Source organism: Leyella lascolaii, from assembly GCF_900079775.1.
GTDB classification, from domain to species: Bacteria; Bacteroidota; Bacteroidia; order Bacteroidales; family Bacteroidaceae; genus Prevotella; species Prevotella lascolaii.
The window spans coordinates 435,394-455,561 of sequence record NZ_LT556049.1 but is presented as its reverse complement, the minus strand read 5'-3'; the positions used below and the strand labels follow the sequence as shown (position 1 = coordinate 455,561).

General features: G+C 49.7%; 12 protein-coding genes and 4 pseudogenes. 1 reads left to right on the top strand and 15 read right to left on the bottom strand.

From position 1 onward, the window contains the following. Positions 1–30: 30 nt before the first annotated feature. The 9 genes from BN4609_RS12055 to BN4609_RS12015 form a co-directional block, all read right to left on the bottom strand. Complete coding sequence (locus tag BN4609_RS12055; protein WP_164071644.1) at positions 31–1,263, bottom strand: hypothetical protein; 1,233 nt, start codon at positions 1,261–1,263, stop codon at positions 31–33. 541 nt (positions 1,264–1,804) lie between these two features. Continuing rightward, complete coding sequence (locus tag BN4609_RS12050) at positions 1,805–2,815, bottom strand: virulence RhuM family protein/type II toxin-antitoxin system death-on-curing family toxin (RefSeq protein WP_068856881.1); 1,011 nt, start codon at positions 2,813–2,815, stop codon at positions 1,805–1,807. Positions 2,816–3,396: 581 nt separating this feature from the next. Then, positions 3,397–5,229 carry a glycoside hydrolase family 2 protein gene (locus BN4609_RS12045; protein WP_068856880.1) on the bottom strand — a complete coding sequence of 611 codons (1,833 nt, stop codon included), beginning with the start codon at positions 5,227–5,229 and terminating at the stop codon, positions 3,397–3,399. Between the two features lie 476 nt (positions 5,230–5,705). Further along, on the bottom strand, positions 5,706–6,236 hold the full coding sequence (locus BN4609_RS12040) for an O-acetyl-ADP-ribose deacetylase (RefSeq protein WP_206196562.1): 531 nt from the start codon (positions 6,234–6,236) through the stop codon (positions 5,706–5,708). Positions 6,237–6,747: 511 nt separating this feature from the next. Further along, a complete protein-coding gene (locus BN4609_RS12035) occupies positions 6,748–7,131 on the bottom strand; it encodes a hypothetical protein (protein WP_068856879.1) in 384 nt (127 codons plus the stop codon). Between the two features lie 400 nt (positions 7,132–7,531). Then, on the bottom strand, positions 7,532–8,947 hold the full coding sequence (locus BN4609_RS12030; protein ID WP_068856878.1) for a hypothetical protein: 1,416 nt from the start codon (positions 8,945–8,947) through the stop codon (positions 7,532–7,534). Between the two features lie 291 nt (positions 8,948–9,238). Then, complete coding sequence (locus BN4609_RS12025; protein ID WP_068856877.1) at positions 9,239–9,697, bottom strand: hypothetical protein; 459 nt, start codon at positions 9,695–9,697, stop codon at positions 9,239–9,241. Between the two features lie 8 nt (positions 9,698–9,705). Further along, positions 9,706–9,912 carry a hypothetical protein gene (locus BN4609_RS12020; RefSeq protein WP_164071683.1) on the bottom strand — a complete coding sequence of 69 codons (207 nt, stop codon included), beginning with the start codon at positions 9,910–9,912 and terminating at the stop codon, positions 9,706–9,708. A gap of 1,181 nt (positions 9,913–11,093) precedes the next feature. Continuing rightward, positions 11,094–11,753 (bottom strand): DUF1349 domain-containing protein, encoded by a 660-nt coding sequence (locus tag BN4609_RS12015; RefSeq protein WP_106390595.1) that lies wholly within the window; start codon positions 11,751–11,753, stop codon positions 11,094–11,096. Positions 11,754–11,959: 206 nt separating this feature from the next. On the opposite strand from BN4609_RS12015, the gene BN4609_RS12010 reads away from it, so the two are divergent. After that, on the top strand, positions 11,960–12,715 hold the full coding sequence (locus tag BN4609_RS12010; RefSeq protein WP_068856875.1) for a helix-turn-helix transcriptional regulator: 756 nt from the start codon (positions 11,960–11,962) through the stop codon (positions 12,713–12,715). A 248-nt stretch (positions 12,716–12,963) separates the two neighbouring features. On the opposite strand, the gene BN4609_RS12005 is transcribed toward BN4609_RS12010, so the two are convergent. The 6 genes and pseudogenes from BN4609_RS12005 to BN4609_RS17285 all read right to left on the bottom strand — a co-directional run bounded on the left by BN4609_RS12005 (position 12,964) and on the right by BN4609_RS17285 (position 20,126). Continuing rightward, positions 12,964–13,833, bottom strand: a complete 870-nt coding sequence (locus tag BN4609_RS12005) for a DNA-methyltransferase (protein WP_084791599.1) — start codon at positions 13,831–13,833, stop codon at positions 12,964–12,966. A 340-nt stretch (positions 13,834–14,173) separates the two neighbouring features. Beyond that, on the bottom strand, positions 14,174–14,353 hold the full coding sequence (locus BN4609_RS17010; protein ID WP_241033255.1) for a hypothetical protein: 180 nt from the start codon (positions 14,351–14,353) through the stop codon (positions 14,174–14,176). Continuing rightward, positions 14,350–15,174, bottom strand: a pseudogene (locus BN4609_RS11995) (type II restriction endonuclease). Before BN4609_RS11995 ends, BN4609_RS17010 begins: the two are co-directional and overlap by 4 nt. Next, positions 15,167–16,138: pseudogene (locus BN4609_RS11990) on the bottom strand (DNA adenine methylase). Before BN4609_RS11990 ends, BN4609_RS11995 begins: the two co-directional pseudogenes overlap by 8 nt. A gap of 737 nt (positions 16,139–16,875) precedes the next feature. Further along, a pseudogene (locus BN4609_RS11980) lies at positions 16,876–18,003 on the bottom strand (PepSY-associated TM helix domain-containing protein). 95 nt (positions 18,004–18,098) lie between these two features. Continuing rightward, a pseudogene (locus tag BN4609_RS17285) lies at positions 18,099–20,126 on the bottom strand (TonB-dependent receptor domain-containing protein). Positions 20,127–20,168: the final 42 nt, after the last annotated feature.

The window sequence follows — 20,168 nt, the reverse complement described above, 5'->3', positions numbered from 1 at the left end:
TGATACCGGATTATGACGTATGCGTCCGGTTTAATACGTGAACCGGAACACGGGCGAAGGCTGCCGTCTGTCGGTTGTCTTGTATATCGGGTCTGACGTATACTGGTATGATGTCACGTTTCCGGCTGAGTCGAACTGATAGCTGAACTCCATCGTACCGTACGACGAGTCGGCTGGCTTGAAGTCAATCTTGTCCACAAGCTTGCGGCTGGGCTGTCCGAGGAACCCGAGATAGCGTAGGAACTCAAGATTGGTGTTGATTACGCTCGCCTCCGGATACAGTCCGTTCTTGTTGTCACGTGATGTGTAGCTGAACGTATACGTGCAGTAAAGCTCTCCATCGTTGCGGTATTCCTCCACACGGCTGACATTTCCTCCGCTGTAGCTCACCATATAATAACGGTAGTCGTACGGATTCTCGATTGAGAAATATCTCATGTATCCGTCGTTGTCGCCCGACGTGCGGCAACTCCACGCTCCGTCAGCGCCGTCTCTGAAGAAGTTGGCGTAGCCTGTAGAGCCGAGTCCGAACGTATAAGTGTATGCGCTTGACTTTGCCGTAACCTCATCGTAGGAGTAGCTGAGGGCGTAGGAAGCCGACGACGAACCGGAACGCAGCATGCGCACCACCTTGTTGCCGGAGTAAACATACTCCACCTTGAAGTCACGCGAGCCCTGTGCGAACTCCATTTCGAATGTCCTTACTGGGGTTGTAACGAAGTCGGCTATGCCTGTTTCCGGGTTTCCTCCCACGTCACCGCCGCCATGATTGCCGCCTGTACCACCTTCCGTGCCAGCCTTAACAAGCCTGTATACCGTAGAGCCGTATACGAGCGTGTTGTCTCCGGAGGGTGTAAGCGTGAACGAACCGTAGCCGCCTGTATCGGTCATTGTTATCTTTCCGTCACTTATGACGTACTCATAGAAGGTGTCGCTCTCACCGCTGTACTCCACATATTCGCCGTTGGAGTTCCACTCCATTCCGCTGTACGCGGTGTGCTGCTCGGCTCTGTCACTGCTTGTGAACTTCAGTGTCATGGTGCCTTCCTCATACTCACCGTTCTCGCTTACCTGAAAATACTCACCCTTCCACTCGCTTCCTACGAGTCTGTCGAGTATGCTGCCGGTCGTCCCGCCGCCACTTCCACCGTCGTCATCGCCTCCGCACGAAGACACGACTGCGCAACACAGCAACATCATAAACCACGACAGGACCGCATGGACAGTGCCCGTCATCCTCGAACAAATGTCATTCTTTCTCATTTTGTCTGTTTTATTGTTTTACACTATGCAAGCGACGGCATGACGCTCCGGAACATGCCGTCGCACGTTTAACGAGGACACGCCATCAGAGAGTATCTGTGTGTCATTACTGTGAAATAAAAACCTTAAACGTATTTTGCCGCCTTAAAACACCATTAGACACGGCAAGACACGCGCAAAGGCACATGACGTGTCCGATGGTAAAATTACAATAATATACAATACAGTACAAACGTCACTTCCACGCATATGGTCCGGACGCGACGTAATGATGCATAAGCGATGAAAAAAAGTTGATATGCGGTTAAAAAAAATACAGCCAGGACTGACAGCGGCATGGAATAAGGATGAATCATGATGACGGTACAGGGTCAAAAATTCCCTGTCAGGCGGTTTCCCGAATACGGTGTCAACAACCCGAAGCCTGTCCGAATATTCCCTGTATGTTCCATCACGAAGACGCACACACATTAGCGGCAGGCGGAAGAACGGTTTGGCTGTACATCTGAATTACCGCTCTCGCTCCGTCGGAACAACGTTGTCAGTTGCTTTTATTGATAAGATTCACCACCACACTCACCATGACGTCTTTCTCTTCCGTGCGGCTCTCGGCTATCATAAGCGTTATGGCGACCAGCGTATTGTCCGCAATCCTCTTGGTGCCATCCTCACGGTAGAGTATGCCGTTGTTGTTCATGAACCACAGGAACAAGGTAGCCGCTATGCGTTTGTTGCCGTCTGAGAACGAATGGTTCTTAACAACGAGATACAGAAGCATAGCCGCCTTCTCCTCAACAGACGGATACAGCTCCATGCCGTCAAACGTCTGGTATATCTGTCCGATGGAACTTCTGAACGAATCGTCCTTCTCGTTGCCGAAAAGAGCAGACCCTCCGAACTTCTCACGAAGCTGTCTTATCTCCTGCATGGCACCCTCGTAAGTGGCGCGAAAAGCCCCGTGGGCGGTAGTGTTCCTGATGCCCAGCCGCTGATAGTCGTAATCGTCCAAGGTGTCGAGGGCGTAGGTATAGTCCACAACCACATCTACAAGCGCGCTCTGTTCCTCCTTCAACGGGTCGGGAGAGTGCCGGAGAGTTCTTCCAAGCATCTGAACCAGCTGCCGCAGCTCCGCAACCTGTTTCTTGCGCATGCTTTCGTTCACTGCATAACCTTTGATGAGATACTGCTTCAAGACAGAGCTTGCCCATTGACGGAACTTTACCCCTCGTTTACTCTTGACGCGGTAACCCACAGAAATGATAACATCAAGATTGTACAACGTTGTTGTTGCTTCTTGTGTAAATCCTTTTCTACGACCGTAATCCTTGGTATGTGCAAATTTTGCACATACCAAGGACTCTTGCAATTCACCCTCCTTGAAGATGTTTCTGATATGACGTCCGATAACGGTTCTGTCTTTCTCAAACAGCTCACTCATCTGTTGCTGTGACAGCCAAACGGTATCACCTTCCAGCTTGACATCAAGTCTGGTCTTGCCGTCCTCGCTCCGATAAATGACAATCTCATTGTTAAGGTTAAAAAACTCTTCCATAAATTCTTAGTGTAACGTATTGCCGGCGTATTGCCGAAGCACATAATTATGATGATTAACAAAACGTGTTGCTGCCTTATAGTGTTTAAACACGAAGAACAACCGACGGTAACCGTCATCATTAACGAAAACAAAGGTATGTAAATATTCTTTATGCAAGATGGCTTTCGAGTATATTTTCGTCCAATGAAGGAAATATATAATATCTTCACAGACATACAGTAATGTATTATTATATATATAAACAGCTTTTCAAAAATAACCGACATCATAATAATACTCACATGTCGTCCATATCTTTGCCGTCCTCTTGCGTGCTGTCCAGGGCTGCGTTCCAAAGTCATGAGATGGCGTGTGACAGACTGAACGACCGATGATACATTGAAACGCAGTACTTAACAGCACACAAGATGACGTCAGAAGTGCGGAAGAAGGATTAAGAATAGACAATAAACCTTAAATTTGGAATCAGCGTTCTGATGGCTGATTCTGATTAAAGAACATCGTGTCAGGAACCGCGTTCGCAGCCTGGATGCACCACGATGTTCTTTACACAGTGTGAGAAAAAACCCGGCTATCTCTTATTTCCTCCTCGTAGCCTCAATCACCGAGGTGTTTATCTCACGCACCTTGTCAAGACTCATCTTCTCCACCCGTCGGTCGTAAGTCACGAGTCCGTTTATCTCATGTTCCACATCGGTGGTCTGAGTGTATATGGCGGTGCTCAGTCCGAAGTAGTTCACCATCTGTTCGAGCTCGGTAGCCATCATCACGTATGTGTCGGTGAGCACTCCGCTGTTTATCATCATCTCGTAGGCATCGTTGCGCACGGGCCACATATGCCCTCTCACAAAGAGTCCCTTGCCCCCGAACTCGCCCAGTGAGGCGGCGCGCCTTTCGTCGGGCTTGGCTATTGCGCCCGGCTCTATCTTGCCGTAGTGGTGCATGTCCACGAAATCGCCGTTGCCCGGATCGCCGTAAGCCTTGCGGTAGCCGGGCGCGTAGTTGTAGCCCGACATGCCGTTGACGAGGCGGTGGGGGTCGTAGCTTTTCACCCATGCGGTGATGTCGGTAGCCTCAAACGCGCCCCAGTTCTCGTTGAAAGGCACCCACATGACGATGGACGGTGAGCTGACGTGCTGGTCTATCATGGTCTTCAGCTCGGCACGGAACTGCCTGCGCACTGCCACAGAGTCGGCTCCGTCGGGTTCCCACAGGTTGGGCATGTCCTGCCATACCATGACGCCGAGGCGGTCGCAATGATAATACCAACGCTGCGGCTCGACCTTTATGTGCTTGCGTATGACGTTGAATCCGGCACGCTTAGCCAGCTCTATGTCGTAGCGCAGAGCCTCGTCTGTGGGCGCGGTGAATATGCCGTCGGGCCAGTAGCCCTGGTCGAGCAGACCGAGATGGAACACGAACTCGCCGTTGAGAGTGGGGCGCATCACACCGTCTATCTTCCTCATGCCTACTGAGCGCATGCCGAAGTAAGAGCCTACCTCGTCCACCACCTTGCCGCGCTTGTCCTTCAGTTGCAGCTTAAGGTCGTAAAGAAACGGATCGTCCGGACTCCACAGGTGCGGATCGGGAACGGGCAGGAAAAACGTCTTGCCCGCCATGCCCGTTGCCTCCGACACCTTCTCTCCGCCGCTTCCGGCAACCGCCACCACCTGCAGTTGTCCGCCGTCAGCATATGCCGTCACCTCCAGACGGCTGTTCCGCACGTCGGGTATGAGCCTTATGCCGGAGATGTGGTGTCTGCCCACAGGCTCGAGCCACACCGTCTGCCATATGCCCGAGGTGAAGGTATAGTCGCCGCGCGGACCGTTCTTGCCGCATGCCGCGCGTCCGTCGTTGGGATCGTAAGCACCCACCACCAGCACGTTCTCACCCGACTTGAGCATGTCGGTGATGTCGAAGCCGAACGCATCATACCCTCCCGTGTGCGTGCCTGCCTTCCTGCCGTTGACAAACACTATGGAGTGACGGTCCACCGCTCCGAAATTGAGCATCACGCGCCTGCCCTTCCATTCCTTCGGAACGGTGAACCTGCGACGGTACCACATGCATGAGTCGCCCTTCCTGCCTATGCCCGAAAGCTCCGACTCGGGCGGGAACGGCACCCGTATTCTGCGCACGCCCGACGCGAAGGACGGCGGGGCGGAAGCCTTTACGGGCGAAACGCCGGAGGGGTCGGTCATGTAGTCCCACTCGCCGTTAAGATTGAGCCACTGCGCGCGCGCCATTTGCGGACGCGGATATTCGGGAAGCGGTGTCACGGCTGCGGCAGCCTCCTCTGTCCACGGTGTGGGCAGGGTGAAACGTTTCTTCCCCTCCTGTGCGTTCACTCCTACAGTAGTGACTCCCGACAACAGGAAAAGAGCCATGCAGGCAATAAGTTTTCTTTTCATACGATGGTATTTTATAAATTATCATTCATTTCATCACACCTGACGGGAATCATTAAAAATCCGCGTTCAAGACACTTAGGTAATATGGCAGGAGCATTGTCTTTATATTGTTTAAAGACATTGTCGAATAAAACCAGTGTATAAAATCTCACCCCGTCCACATCAGCCTATGCTGCTCACAAAGGTTGTTTCCGCCTTCCTCAGGATGTCACGCCATGCCGCCACGCCTCATCCCGCAATGGCGTTCCGCACGCTTCTCAGACACCCTGTGCGGACACCGTTGTCCCAAAGAGCCCGTTCCGCGTTCTCAAAGAGCCTTTTCCAGCCTGCCAAAGAGCCTGTTCGGGACACTCAAAGAGGCTCTTTCGCAACCTCATAAAGCCCGTTCCGCAGCATCAAAGAGCCCGTTTCGCGGCACACGACATCCGGAACCGGCGTGAAAGCCATAAGAAACGAGGTTTTGAGAGACACCGTTCTCACAATCCGTTCTCTTTCAGCAGTCTCCTGTAAATCATCTCGTCCTCTTCAAGAAAACAGCAGAATATCACCTCACCCGTATAAGCTCCGCTCCTTAAGGCTTCTGTCACAGTATTGAGGGCAATCCTCGCAGCCGCCTCATGCGGATAGCCGTAGACACCGGTACTGACGCACGGAAAGGCTACGGAGCGCATGCCGCTCTCCGCGGCAAGCCTGAGCGACGTGGCGTAACACGAAGCCAGCAGTTCCGGCTCACCGTGACCGCCGCCGCGCCACACCGGTCCCACGGTGTGGATAATCCTCCTGCACGGCAGGCGGTAAGCCCCCGTCATCTTACTCTCGCCCGTCCTGCATCCGCCGAGCGTGCGGCATTCCTCCAGCAGTTCCCTTCCGGCAGCCCTGTGTATGGCACCGTCCACACCTCCGCCTCCGAGCAGCGAACAGTTTGCGGCGTTCACTATGGCGTCGACATCAAGACGTGTTATGTCTCCTGCCACCACTCTTATCCTTTTTCCGTTGTATTCCATCATAAGTTTTCAGTTATCATCCTACAAATGCATAAGTGTCTGCCACAACCGCAAGCCGCACCTTAACAGACGCACGATCAACAAGAACAAATACCCGACAACCGCTTATCATTATCATTTTAAGGTATATCCCTTGCAGCCATATTTGACATCAGAACACGAAAAGCCAGCCATTCATTTCCCGAGCGCAGCTTATCTTTTACAAAGATATACATTTTTCCCCTGTCTTCATCTTTTTGTTCCTACTTATAAACCCAAATCGGTCATTAGAACGTATATATTTGAATAAATCTTCATTTCACATACTCTCCGGCCTGCTTACACGTTTCTGTCGGCGTCTTGCTCACCGTTTCGTCTCGGCGTAGCCCGCTACGCCTTCGTCGGAACGGCAAGCAATCCACTCTACATTAACGCATAATCAAACCGGAGTCTAATGACCGATTCGGGATAAACATTCTTTTTTATTCACACGGACAAGATTTCATATCACCAAGACATCGTGCATCCGTTCCCGTCAGAAGATGTTTCTTACCAGACGGAACAGCACAATGAAATCGGCATGACAGATGATGAGGAATGTCACATGGTGCGTGTAATATCCCGCCTTCGTGAGTTTTCCTGCCTCAAGCTCGAGCCGTTCGGGCGTGAAAGCCAGTCTGAGCAGGAAATAGTAAGCCACCATGTTGGCTGCCAACGCCAGGATGAGTACCGCCGCACCCATGTTCAAGAAGAGCTGTAAAAACCTTCCGCCGACAAGCAGAAGGACCGTCGTCTCAAAGAGGGTGAGCATGAGGGCGATGAACAGCAAAGCCGTGTGACAGGCTTTGTCTCTGTCTCTGAATTTCAAAAACCAGAAGTGGTAGTGTGCCACGAACATGTTTACAATCGGATTTTTCATAATTTGTGTGTTTTATTTTGATGGTTTATTATGTTTGTTTTCCGGCTGTGCGTGCCGTAATTTCATATATCATTCAATTGAAGATGTCCGCTATACGACTGCCAGCATTTACACCGCACAGCGCACCAAGCGGCATAACGGGAAGCGGTTGGCGCAGGACAATACTGTAAAAATAGCGTGATATGTATGGAGTATGATGACGATGATAAATGCATTGGTTCATCGGGAGACGCAAGATTGCACGATATGGATATGGAATATGATACCGACAATATATGCATATACACCTCGGGAGACGCAAGATGTTGCGTCTCTACTTTGTCAGGCTGCGGTGGGGGCATGGCGGAAAGGGGTGTCTGCATGATGTGTCCCAATGTCATTACGGTGTAGTGAGGTCGCGTCAGATGAACCACATAACCTGTGGCAGTACTTCTGTTCCGGACGCGGACTTCATGAACCGGTACATGCGGACCTGGATTCCGTTCTTCTCAATCTCCCATATCTCCATCTCGGGGAAATCATCATCCATCAGTTCGAGATACATGTCACCGTCCTCATGCAGACTGCGGAAGACGAATCGTTTCTGGTCTGAGGTCTTTCCGGCGAACACTCGTATCGTATCGCTGTTGAAAGCCTTGCGCACAGAAATGTCGTCAATTGCCTTGAAGCCGTTTCTGTCTGGAAGCGACAGGTCGATCTTTTCAATGAATGACTCCGGTATCTTGCACCATCTGGCGAACGGAACGCGCAGGTAATTGTAGTAGGTAAGGTCGTTCCTGTTGTCAGACGCGTCCTTTGGCTTGAATCTCCAGGTGAAATATATCATATCCCTGGCGTCAAGCGACTCCATACATATACCGTCCACATCACCCGCACTCAGCGGAAACAGGGTCTTGCCCGCACCTCCGAGCATCACACTGCCTTCGTGACAGTACATATATCCGCACGGTATCGCGAACTCTATCCCCACGGTGGCGAGCTTCTCTTTATGATACTTCAGTCTTCGCTCAGCCTGTTTCACACCAGGAATCTTCCATGTAGGCACATAGTTGTCGTCAAAGCGCACGATGTCCTTCAGGCTTCCGATATATCTGTTTGCCTTGGAAAGACCCTTGTCCGTGAACAGGCAGTAGGCGTACATGAAGCAGCGGTCATGCTTGTGTATTATCATCACCTTGCAATGAGTGAAACGTGAGTCCACCCTGTTGGCATTCCTCATACCTTCAAGACGCTTACGGGGCATGTCATAGAGGCATACCGTGTCAGCGTTGAACATCGTCCGGGCATGACTGACGTGCCATGTGAGCACATCTCCGGCATTGTCGGCTTTCATGAAGAGCCTGTGTCCGTATGCGGGCTGCAGACTTACCGACGTGTCAGGCTTCAGCGTCAGATAACGTCCGCGGTCGTTCCAGTCGTAATACAGACGCTGTGCCGGCATTTCATCATGAAACGGCATATACCCAGGGTCTTCCGAGTCGCGCGAAGGAGCGGACAGCCAGAACTGGAAGTCACCGTCGGACGAATCGTATCTCATCATCTTTACAGACGCTGATATGCTGTTGTCGTCAACGGGTAGGGGATAAGACAGGGACGCGGGACGGACGGATGTGATGCCGTAATAGCGCAGAGCCAGACGGAAAGATGTGGGTTTGTCCACTCCGAACCACCGGTCATATGCGTCGAGATATTCCGGAGTGTCGTCTTTTGTAAGAACGTCCCACGCCACTCCCATACCTTGTCCGAGGACATGCATAGGCAAACACAGCATGACGCATGCGCAAGCTGCCAGCCGGAAAATGTTATTGTTCTTCATACTCTGTCAGTTTTTTACGTTTATATTTCACTTCATTCTTTATATTAAGCAGCCGTTCTAAATTAACCGATATTATAAAATCACTCACATATTATATATATCCTTGTCGTCAGACCGTACGCTCTTCAGGGTTTCATACCAAAGTGTCAGCGGTCTTGTAACCTGCCACTCACACTCTCCGGACTTTCAGATGCGGCTACTGAACTGCACACAACATGACGGCAATTGATTCAGAACGTCCGCTTGTCATTAATATATATCATTATGTTCATTCTATAATAAAAGCCCCAGTCATTTGAAGCGGAACATGCCCTTCATGTCTTCAAGATACTTGTCGAAGTGCTCCGCCCCGTCGTCTGTCATGAAGAAGAGGAGCAAGATGTCGTCACCGTGCCTGCCGGTCACCACGTAACGGGCGTTGGTATATTTGCCTTCATATACCTTTTCGCGCAAGTCGAGCGGTATCCAGGCAAGGAAGTCGGAGTTGAACATTCTCCGTGCCTTTGACGAAGAAAGGAACGTCATCATGCTCACAAGGTTGTCCTCCTCCCACTTTTTGCTGACATCGGAAGAGGCGACATGCCCGCCTCTCAGCACAGCTTTCAGTTCCCACAAAGTCTCGCCTGCGGGTCTCGCCGTCTTTCCGCTACTGTAGTCAGCCTCCGACTTCTCTCCGTTCCCGTCGTACATCATAGGTATCATCGGATTGACATAAATGCACACCCTGCACTTTCCGTCTTTGCTGTCCATAGACAACATCACTCTTGGCAAGGCGTGGCATGTGTCCGTGTCAAATATACGGTGATATTCATCTTTATGTATGATGTCGAACCTGTCGTTAGGGTGAATGTCATATCATACTTTCGCATCAAACCGTCGAACGCACCTTCCTCCTGTGCGGATGCCGGAATCGCGGCAAGAAACGTCAAAACCGCGAATGCAAGACCTTTGAGTTTAGCTGTCATAAGCGTCATGTGTTTATTGTAGTATGTTTTCAGTTGCCTTTTTTCAGGATGAATCCGCGGCGTCGCTCACCCGTGCGCATGTGTATGCCGTTCCAAATGGGCTCCGCGTATACAAGGATTTGTTCTGTTTAGGACAGGTGTATGTGTAATACCAACTTTTAAGTTATTAAATATTTGCGAATATACACGTTTTTTAGATACGATGCAACAGTAACTATAGGAAAAATTGAAAATAAAAATGCAGACTGAAGAAATACGGCACTGAACGGAAGAAGATTATCGCACAACAGACAGAAAAACAATGCCTGCAAGCGCAACGGTTTTATTCCACATCCCTGCCTTTTTGAATATACGTAGCCGTAAATATGCTCCCGTAGCGTCACACCCACGACGGCACAAACCAAATGCTACGGCGCGAGCCCTGTAGAGACGCAAAATCTTGCGTCTCACGAGCAACCCATAGCAATGTACACATGCGACAATACACTGATGATAAATGCACATATCCCTCGGGAGACGCAAGATTTTGCGTCTCTACTTTGGGAGGACGGAGGTGGCGGGGAGGTTTTTATGGAAAATGCCGGGTGCCGCACTGAATGCATAAATATACGGACGGAGCAGTAAAAAATCTTTACATTATTTTTTGGAAAAACAGGGAACGCGAAGACATCTGTAACTTATAAAAAGCGCATATGGATTCGTTCCGGTGGCGCGTCAACCTCATCTGTTGTGCGGAAAAGCCCGTTCCGCATTTCATAAAAACCTTTTCCGAATGACGGAACACACCCTTACGCATCCTCAAAAAGCCCGTTCCGCATGCCGGAAAAGCCTTTCCGGCATGGAGGGAAAAGCTCTTCCGTCTCATAAATGAGTGTATTATGCTGATTCACAGACACATGCGAGAAACGCTCAAAAACCGCGTATTTGCGTCCGTACGTCACATCCGACGGCTGTGGAGCGTTCTCGCGGAGTTGAGGAGTTATGCGAACGGGAATTTATGCAATATCCCATTGCATTGTGAATAAAAATGCATTGTAACGAAGCGTGCGTAGTGGGGCGTCACACCCTGAGCGCAGCGGCAAGGAAGAGGGACGGAAAGCCCATGACCACACATAAAGCACCGTTGGCGGAAGTCTCGTCCGTCAGTGGTCATCCGGCATACTACGGGGCATTGCCGCACCTCACTCCGCGTTCTTCTTCAGCCACTCCAGTCGCCTCATGTCGGGCAGGTGTCTCACTTTGAAGTGCTCGAACGTCACGTCAAAGCCGTCGCCGTCGGGACATGCCGCCATCATACCGACCATCACCGGCGTGTTGTCCTTGAGCCATGCGTTGCGCATGAGCGTGTAGTTCTCGTCGTCGAAGGAATAGAATATCTCCACCGCGTCGAGCCGTCTCACGGCTTTTATCCACACACAGGGCACAGCCTTGTCAAGCTCGATGACGCTCCAGTCAGACGTCTTGTGAGTAACCACGGCACTGAGATTGTATTTTCCGTCCACATACTCTATGCCAGCCTTGATGTAGTTCTCGTGGTCTATGCGCAGCATAAGTCCCGCCTGGTCGAAGCGTTGACGGTATTTCCCTGTGATTTTCACCTTCACCTCGAACTCACCTCCGTATGTGGCGTAATAGAACGGGGCGTCATCGACGGTGAATCCGTAGTGAGATATGCGCCAGTAGTCGCTCTTCGGAGTCACCGACATGGTGAGCGCGTTGTTCTCAATATTCCACCGTTCCGGTTCGTTGAACCATTGCATCTTCTCCAGAGTCTGCGCCGTGACGCCGTGAGCGGCAAGGCTCACGAGCGCAGCTGCCGCAATCTGTCTTATTTTTCCCATTGTCTTTATTGTTTTATTGTTATATGATTGTTGCATGAGCAATATATTTTCATTATCTTTGAATATGATAAGAAAAATGCGAGGATAACGCAAACGAGCGGAAAGAGAGCCCGATCTCTGTTTCCCGAGTGAAGCTTATCTTTTGCAAAGATATATATGTGCCGACATAGCCGCAATGCTCATTAATAACCATTTTACCGCACTAAATGAAACTGAAGGACAGACTTAACCGTGTGCTCGCCGGACAGGACTTCACCGGACAGACCGACCGCAGCGAGGTGTTGGAACGCTATAAAGCCGCGGCGCGATGCTATGCCATGACCGAGAACGCCGTGGCTGTGCTGAGCGACATGCGCACAAACACGAGCTACATACATTACGGTGGGTTCGCACGAGCGTTAGGGCTCGGCAGGGGCGGTGCGCAGAGCGAGGTGTGCTCCATATGGGAGGAGGACATTCTCAGGCGCATCCATCCCGACGACCTCACCGCCAAGTATCTGCAGGAACTGCGTTTCTTCCGTTTCATAAAACGACAGCCGCGCCACAGACGCACGGACTTCCATCTGCTTACGCCCCTCCGCATGAGACAGACGGCGGGCGGATATGTCAAGGCATTGCACCGCATGTTCTACGTCTCGGCTTCGTCGTCAGACGGTCTGTGGCTCGCCATGTGCCTGTATGGTCCGCAACCTGACGCCATGCAGTGGCGCACGATGATAGTGGACACCTTGAGCGGGCAGACCACGGAACTTGACTCCGGTGACGACCGCAACATTCTCACCGGACGCGAGAAGCAGACACTGAGACTCATAGACAGCGGCATGACAAGCAAGGACATCGCCTCGGCAATGTCGATAAGCGTCAACACGGTGAGCCGACACCGTCAGGACATTCTCAGAAAACTGCAGGTGAGAAACTCCATAGAGGCATGCCGGACGGCAAGACTGCTGGGACTTATATAGATTTTATACATACACACATGGCGGCTCATGCGGCATGAGACCAGTCTCTACGCCACACCTACATTTCCTATAATACTTTTCACTACGGCCGTCAGTATTCATCTGTCTCTCATAATGATGTCTAAGAAACAATTAAGATTCAACATATTTAGCCTGTAAACAATGTTTACTCCGGACCGTTGAGCCGCGATGTGAAAATGCTATTGTCCCGGCTGTGGAATGAGCTGAAATGTATGTCAGAGGAGGTTTCAGAAAGGCGTACGGCAATATGCAGCAAGAGGCTCGTATGCCATCGCACATTGTTTCAGATTTTGCAGGTCTTCTATATGGCTTATAAGGTTGTCATAGCTTTCGATATTATCAATCTCCTCGCGTCGAGCCTTACTCAACCGGCAGTATGCTTCCTCCTGTTCAATTCCTGCAAAGCGGCGACCACAAAGATTGGCTGCGATGCCTGTGGTGGAGCTACCGCTGAAAGGGTCGAGAATCCAGTCGCCTTGGCTGGTCGTGGCGAGAATAATACGGACAAGCAGGCGCAGGGGTTTCTGCGTTGGATGCTTGCCGCAGGTCTTCTCCCATCTACCTATTGCTGGCATGCGCCACACGTCGGTCATCTGCTTTCCTCCGTTAAGATCTTTCATAAGTTCGTAGTTGAACTTGTGCGGCACCTTTTTCATTTTCCTCGCCCATATGATGAACTCTGTAGAGTATTTGAAGTAACGGCACGAGATGTTTACTGGCGGATTGGTCTTTTCCCAAGTGACGACGTTCAGAATTTTATAGCCGAGAAGCGTCAGGCTGTTTGCCACTGAGAAGATGTTGTGGTAGGTGCCGCTAATCCAAATTGAGCCGTTGTCCTTTAGCTTGTCTCGGCAGAGCCGCAGCCATTCCATGTTGAACGCCATCACTTCATCCTGCGACATACCCTTGTCCCACTCACCCTTGTCCACGCTCACGACCTTTCCGCTCTGCAACGATATGCCACCGCTGGAGAGGAAGTAGGGTGGGTCGGCGAATATCATGTCGAACTTGAAATCAAACTCTTTGAGGAGCTTGAAACTGTCACCGTTAGCGAGAAGGAAGTCTTTAGATGGGGAAGTGTAGTAAGGGTGTATCATTATTGAGGTATAGGAAGACCAAGTTTTTGCAATGAAATATAATTAAAATAGTATTGACAACCCACACTAATCACATAGTCCAAAACATCCTTGTATTTGGGTTGTCTAAACCATTCGTCTAAAATGTAAATATATTCCACTTCCATGTTCAGTTGAAACAACAGCTTCTGATACTGTTTCTTCTTGTAATCATAAGTTTGCACTTTCTCATCAACACTACCAACTGTGTGTCGCGTATTTACCTCTAAGATGAGCATCGTATTGTTTACTATAACATATATGGCATTATCAGGAAGAAGCTGCTTTGACAGATGTTGCCTCCAATCAATCCCTCTCGTTTCTAAAAACGTATTGAAAGCGTATTTCTTAAAGATGTGCGCAACGCATTCTCCAAGATAAAGTACATTGCAATCTTTAACCGTGTATTTTTTTGTTTGGCAATAAATGTTGCCAAATTTACTTTGCCCTCACAAATTAACCCGGTTCTGGTATTAGCACCGTCTTTTCCACCTGCTTTCATGCATTCAGGGTTTTGATGAAGTCATAAATTGTCGTTAGATTATAAACATTTGGGATGATTCCGTATGCCTCCTGCAACTTGTTTTTCGCCGACTTCCATCCCATACCATCTGTAATCCAAACAAATTCAAAGCCCTCAACAGAATTAATCTTTGGTGCTATATCAGAATACGAACGGGCAACCTCGTTTAGCTTAGAGCCTCCATCGCTATAAAAGTTTACCTCTATCAGATACACTTTCGAAGCCGTTTCAACCACGAAATCAAAACGCTTTTCATCATCCCCTAAAACCTCGGTAATCTGTTTCCATTCTCTCGAATATACTTCCTGCCTAAAAGGCACACCAGCCTCGGTCAGTATATTGGAGACAGTATTCTCCATAACACGACCACTTCGGTTCTTTCGTGCATTGGTGTCAAGTCCTATCTCTATGCCAAAGACATAGTCAACAAGGTCTTTTACCTTTTGATGTTGGAGAATATCGCCCAATCCTGTTTTTTCCAAGAATATCAACACAGAATCAACGGATGTGAACATACTCTCTAAAGGAACACAGTTGCCTACGGAGTCAATAATTTTCTTCTTATCACGTGTTCGGACTGCTACAAGGATATCCATAACAGAAAAAGCCTTCGGGTCTCTCTTCCATATTGTTTCTACACTTCCGCGCAAGTCATCCGCTCCTATTAGGCTATTTAACATTCAGAGGCTCAATTTAATATCCTCAACTTTCTGCGAGATTTTTTCAAAGTCGCAGAAGAAGTCTAACGTTTGGTTTGTCTCTTTAAGTTGAGACATGAATTTATTAAAATCTTTAAGCATATATTTTCAGTTTTTTTGTCATCAGTCGTGAATTGAGCTCGCTAATATTATCAGACAACCTATCTTTAGTGTTGGGATAGCTGTGAATAAGCAATTCTGATATTTTTCCTCGTTTTGCCCCATTCGCATTCACATTGCGTGATGCCATAACCCTGTCTATATAATAATCGGCATAGAGAACATCGAAGAAATTATCCTCTTCGTTCTTCCCTTTGCAATCAGAATTACTCAACATAAAACAGTGTCCTTCAGACACCACTCTGTCACAGAACTCTTTCAATCGAACTTGCGAATCATCATTGAATGATTCTTTGGTATAGTCATTAAAGCTGGATGTATCACTAAGCGGTCGATATGGAGGATCGAAATAGAACAACGTTTTACCTTTAGCATAAAGCAAAGTCTTTTCAAAGTCACCCTCCATAATTTCTACCCGTTTCAGTAATTTGCTGTCAGCTCTAAGAGTTTCTTCATCACAAATCTGTGGTTGCATATACTTTCCACAAGGCACGTTGAACAAGCCTTTCTTGTTGACGCGGTACAGCCCGTTGAAACACGTGCGGTTGAGGAAGAAAAACTTTGCAGTATTCTCAACAGGATCAAGGTTCTTCTCATTGTAGCGTTGGCGCACAGCCATGTACATCTCACGCTTCGCCTCCATGTCCTGCAAAGCGTAATATTGTGCCTGGATGTCTTGTAAAGCAGGAATAAGCTCTTCCACGTTGTCACGGACGATTCTATAGCAAGTAATCAAGTCGCTGTTGATGTCGTTGATTACGGCACGCCTGATATTTGGGTGTTGTTGCAGCATATAGAACAACATGGCACCACCACCAACAAAAGGCTCTATGTATGTCGCGTTTTTCCAATTATCAAAGTCAGCCGGAAGCTTTGCTTACAGTTGCTCGATGAGCTGCCCTTTGCCTCCAACCCATTTGATGAAAGGTTTCGCTTTTGTATTCATATTATAATACCCTTATCCCTTATCATTGGACTTCATATGTATCTTTCACTCTTAAACATACCTGATTCAGTATATTTATTACAGATAACTATCGGTTATTTCCCACAAAGTTAATGTTTTCTTTGGAAACGCAAGCTGTGAAAGCAAATAAAGAGAGTTAAAGAGATTCTTGGGTGTTTAAAGATGGGTGATGCGGCGTTACAAAAAACACGTCTTGCTGTTGACGCAAAGACAATGCAGGCATGCGGGACTTATCCCGAAGCCTTTCCTTAAAGTTTGCGGATGTCTTTTATGTCTATGATATATGTTATCCGTCAAACCATATATAATGTTTTTAAATTAGATCCAAACCGTTTGACTGTTCCGAAAGGAACTCCTACCTTTGCTCCGACAGTCGCTGTCGTTTATCATTTTAAAATCCAATAACATGAAATGGATTACCACTTATGAGCCCGCCAACATGCCTCATCGGTTTCCGGACAGGCAAGCAGAAGAATCTGATTATCTCTGTTTCGGTCAGATGTCCACTCATCTGTGGAAATATTCTTCTGAAAAGAAACACCTTCTGCACTCCACAGGCACCAAGACCGAGTGCGTTTCAGATACCGAACTGTTACGTTTGTACTGCAATAAACATTGGAAAATAAAGCCATTCTTCGTTCTGAGGGACGACCATGAAGGCAAAAAGGCACCGCGACGGTGCCTTTTTGCATGATGTGCCAATAAGCGGAGCGTGCTTAAGTCTCAGAGACCCTCTTCTTTGGGAAAACGCGGCGGAACCACAGATAATATCCTGTGACAGGGAGCGCGGAGGCAAGCAGGGCTGCAAGAAAATAGAGTATGCGCGTGAGCCATCCTCCCCAGGTGCCGGTGTGCAAGGAATATATCTGTCCTCTTATCTTCGCTGAGGACGGCAGGTCGGCATAAGGCGTGAACGACGTCAACCTGCCTGCGGACGGCTCGAACTCATAACGGTCGCCGCCCATGGTGTTGCCGAACCGACGGAGCTGTACCGTTGCCGTATTGTCGGCATTGACAGTGACTTGACTGTATTCAGGATTACGTGCCGCCAGTTCCTTATATACCGTCTGCCAGACGGCATATGTCTCCGTTCCGTTGTTGCGGTGGTGTCCTCTATGCCGTTCTTCCGAAGGTGAATGTCTGTGACCGCCTTGCTGTCCGCCAGCCCCGAACACAGCATAAAAACCGCTGCGATACTAGTCGAACGACCATGTGAGTCCGGTGAGAGCCATGCAGAGCAGCAGCAGACAGGTGTACGCCCCGACAGCCACATGAAAGCTGTGACAGAAGCGGCGGAGCCCGTGTGAGCAATTGACCTTCAGACTGTTGACCAACGCTTTCTTCGAACGTGGCAACCACATTACGATGCCCGAAAGGATGACAAAGACAAAGGCGAGCGCACTCGTCCCCACGACAACCCTTCCCCAAAAGACGCCTCCGTCGGCAGGACGGCTTCCCAGCAGCCATCGGTGAAGCTTGAACATGGTGAGGAAGAATGGGATGCGCCTGTAAGACCCCTTCACCTCACCTGTGTATGGGTCAACAAACACCGACGCATGATGAGGCTTTGACAAGTTGACCTGATAAGTACGGGCAGGATCGGAGTATATAGTGATGCCCGTCACCCTTACGTCGTCCGGGAGGGAAGACGCCACTTTAGCCGCGATGTCGCCTGCCGGCAGTCTGTCCTTTCCCACAGTTTCCACCTGATAGAGTCCGGCATAAGCCCACTGCGTGAACTCCTTTTCGAAGGCGAGCACAGCCCCCGAGAAGCAAACCAGCGTCAGGATGACGCCGAAAGGGAGAGCCAGCCACAGATGGAGTTTCTTTGCGTATTTTCTCATAAGCTATGTGTCCGTTGATGATGAATCAAGCCGGACCTGACAGGACGTTGACATACGGCAGTCCGACCGGCTTGATTTTTTCTGATGAATATGATTTACTTTAAGACATCCCCAACCCTGACTGCGTCCAGTTTACCCACGCCGTCAAGCGAGGTGGCTTCCACCACAAGACCCTTGGTGGCTTTGGCTGATGCCGGAACAATCTTGTAGATGGCGAGATGACTGCTTGCCGTGGTCACACCTATGTAGGCGTTGCCGTTCTCCATGTAAGGGATACTGCTGAAGCCCGTGATGTCGTCAGGCAGCCCTTCGACGTATGTCAGATTGCCGTTGGAAACGTTGAACACAGCAAGCCGGTTGCCCACAGGCTTTGACTCGGTAAGCGGACGGTCGTACATCAGCATGAGGAAATAGTTGCCGCCTATGTACCACGTGCGGAGGAAGGACAGACCGCCGGTCTTCTCCTCGATGTTGAAATAGTAGTTCTTGTCAAACTCTTCCGTCTTCGTGTTGATTCTCACCACCCCAGCCGGCAGAGTTGTCCGCTGTCTCTTGTCTGTCATAGCCTTTGCATAGCTCGGTGAGAACACGTACACATATCCGTCGTCGGCAGCCCACGTCATCTGGTAGTACTGCGACTTGAACCGTACGGCGGCATAGCTTATCCTGTCGGTCCTGATGTTCTTGTGCCGCGTCAGCGTCTTGTCGGAGAATATTGTCACCCAGCATTCGTCGGGATATTGAGTCCACTACAGCTCATCCTTCTTATACGAGCTGCTTCCCTGTCCTCCGGCTTCCTTCTTTATAAGGTCCTCGTTTCCGGGGAGCACCCACTTTTAGCTCCCGTCCGCATTCTTCTGCATACATCCATACTGGCTCAGTCCCATAGGTACGGCTGCCGCATAAAGCTTTCCGCCCACCTGCTGAAGTCCCGCCAACGTGACAAACTCACCATTGCCGAGAAAGTTCTCAGCCAGGAACGGCGTCTCGGCTGAAACCTTGTTCGACGTGTAAGTCTGATTGTCCACGTCAAGGTAAGATATAAGAAACGACTTGGGAATGTAGCCGTTGGCGTCAGCCAGTTCCTTCGGACCGTTGCCGCTGGAGGTTGTCATGATGTAGCCGTCATAGAATCCGTATGTGGTGAAGCGGTTGACGTTATACTCTTGCGTGCGCTTGGTGATGTTGTGGGCTGCGTCCATCACGAACGACTGGGTCGTTCCGGCGTTGCCCTGATGATAGTTGAGGGCATACAGATATTTCTCGTTGTCGCGCACGTCCATCTGAGTGAAGTTGCCTCCGACGCTCAGCACATTCCTGAACATATATCTCACAGAGAGGTTATACCCCTTGGTCAGCACCTTTCCGTAGTTGGTGTAGGTGGCATTCTCACGTCCTCCGCTGAGGTCCTGCACGTTGCGCTGTATGTAGTCTTTGGTGTCGCGAAAGACAAGGCTCCCTTCCGCGTATAGCGAATGGTCGCCCATCTTGCCTGACCAGCTGATGTTGAGATTGAGGTTGTCGCTGTTCTCCGGACGTATGCCTATGTCTCCGCTCTCAAGATCCTCGTCGCCGAACATCTCTTCAATGGTAGGCAGGCGATAAGCTTTCTCATATGACAGCTTCACCTGAAGTTCAGGCAAGATGAAGTAAGACTGTTCGCCCGGCGAGTTGAGCTCGTGCCGCTCGCCCAGCCAGTTGTATTGGTAGCGTGCTGTGTCTACATTGACGGTGGAGTTGCGGTTGTAGTTGGCTGTCAGCACCACGTTCAGTCCCTCAACCAGCAGGTTACGCTTGCTGTATTCCAGCGAAGGCATAAGCGAATGACCGTAACGGTGCTTTTCTCCGAACACTGTCTTCTGGCGCACACCGGTCTGTATGTCCTTATACATATGTGAATAGGTGAGCCCCACCATCAGCCTGTCTGCCCACGGCTTGCCTGTAACACCCGCTTTCGCTACGACCGCCTCGTTGTGATAATTGTCGTGGAAGCGGCGCACTCTCACCTTCTCCGCCTCGTTGAAGTTGCCCGTATCGAAATTCTTTACGGGAGCGTCCACCCGGTAGTCGTTGTCAGAATAGTTCTGGAAAGCATTGACCTCATAGGTGAAACCGTTCTTCAAGGCTTGTCCGAAGTGTACGTACGACTTGTGCGTGTTGAACGA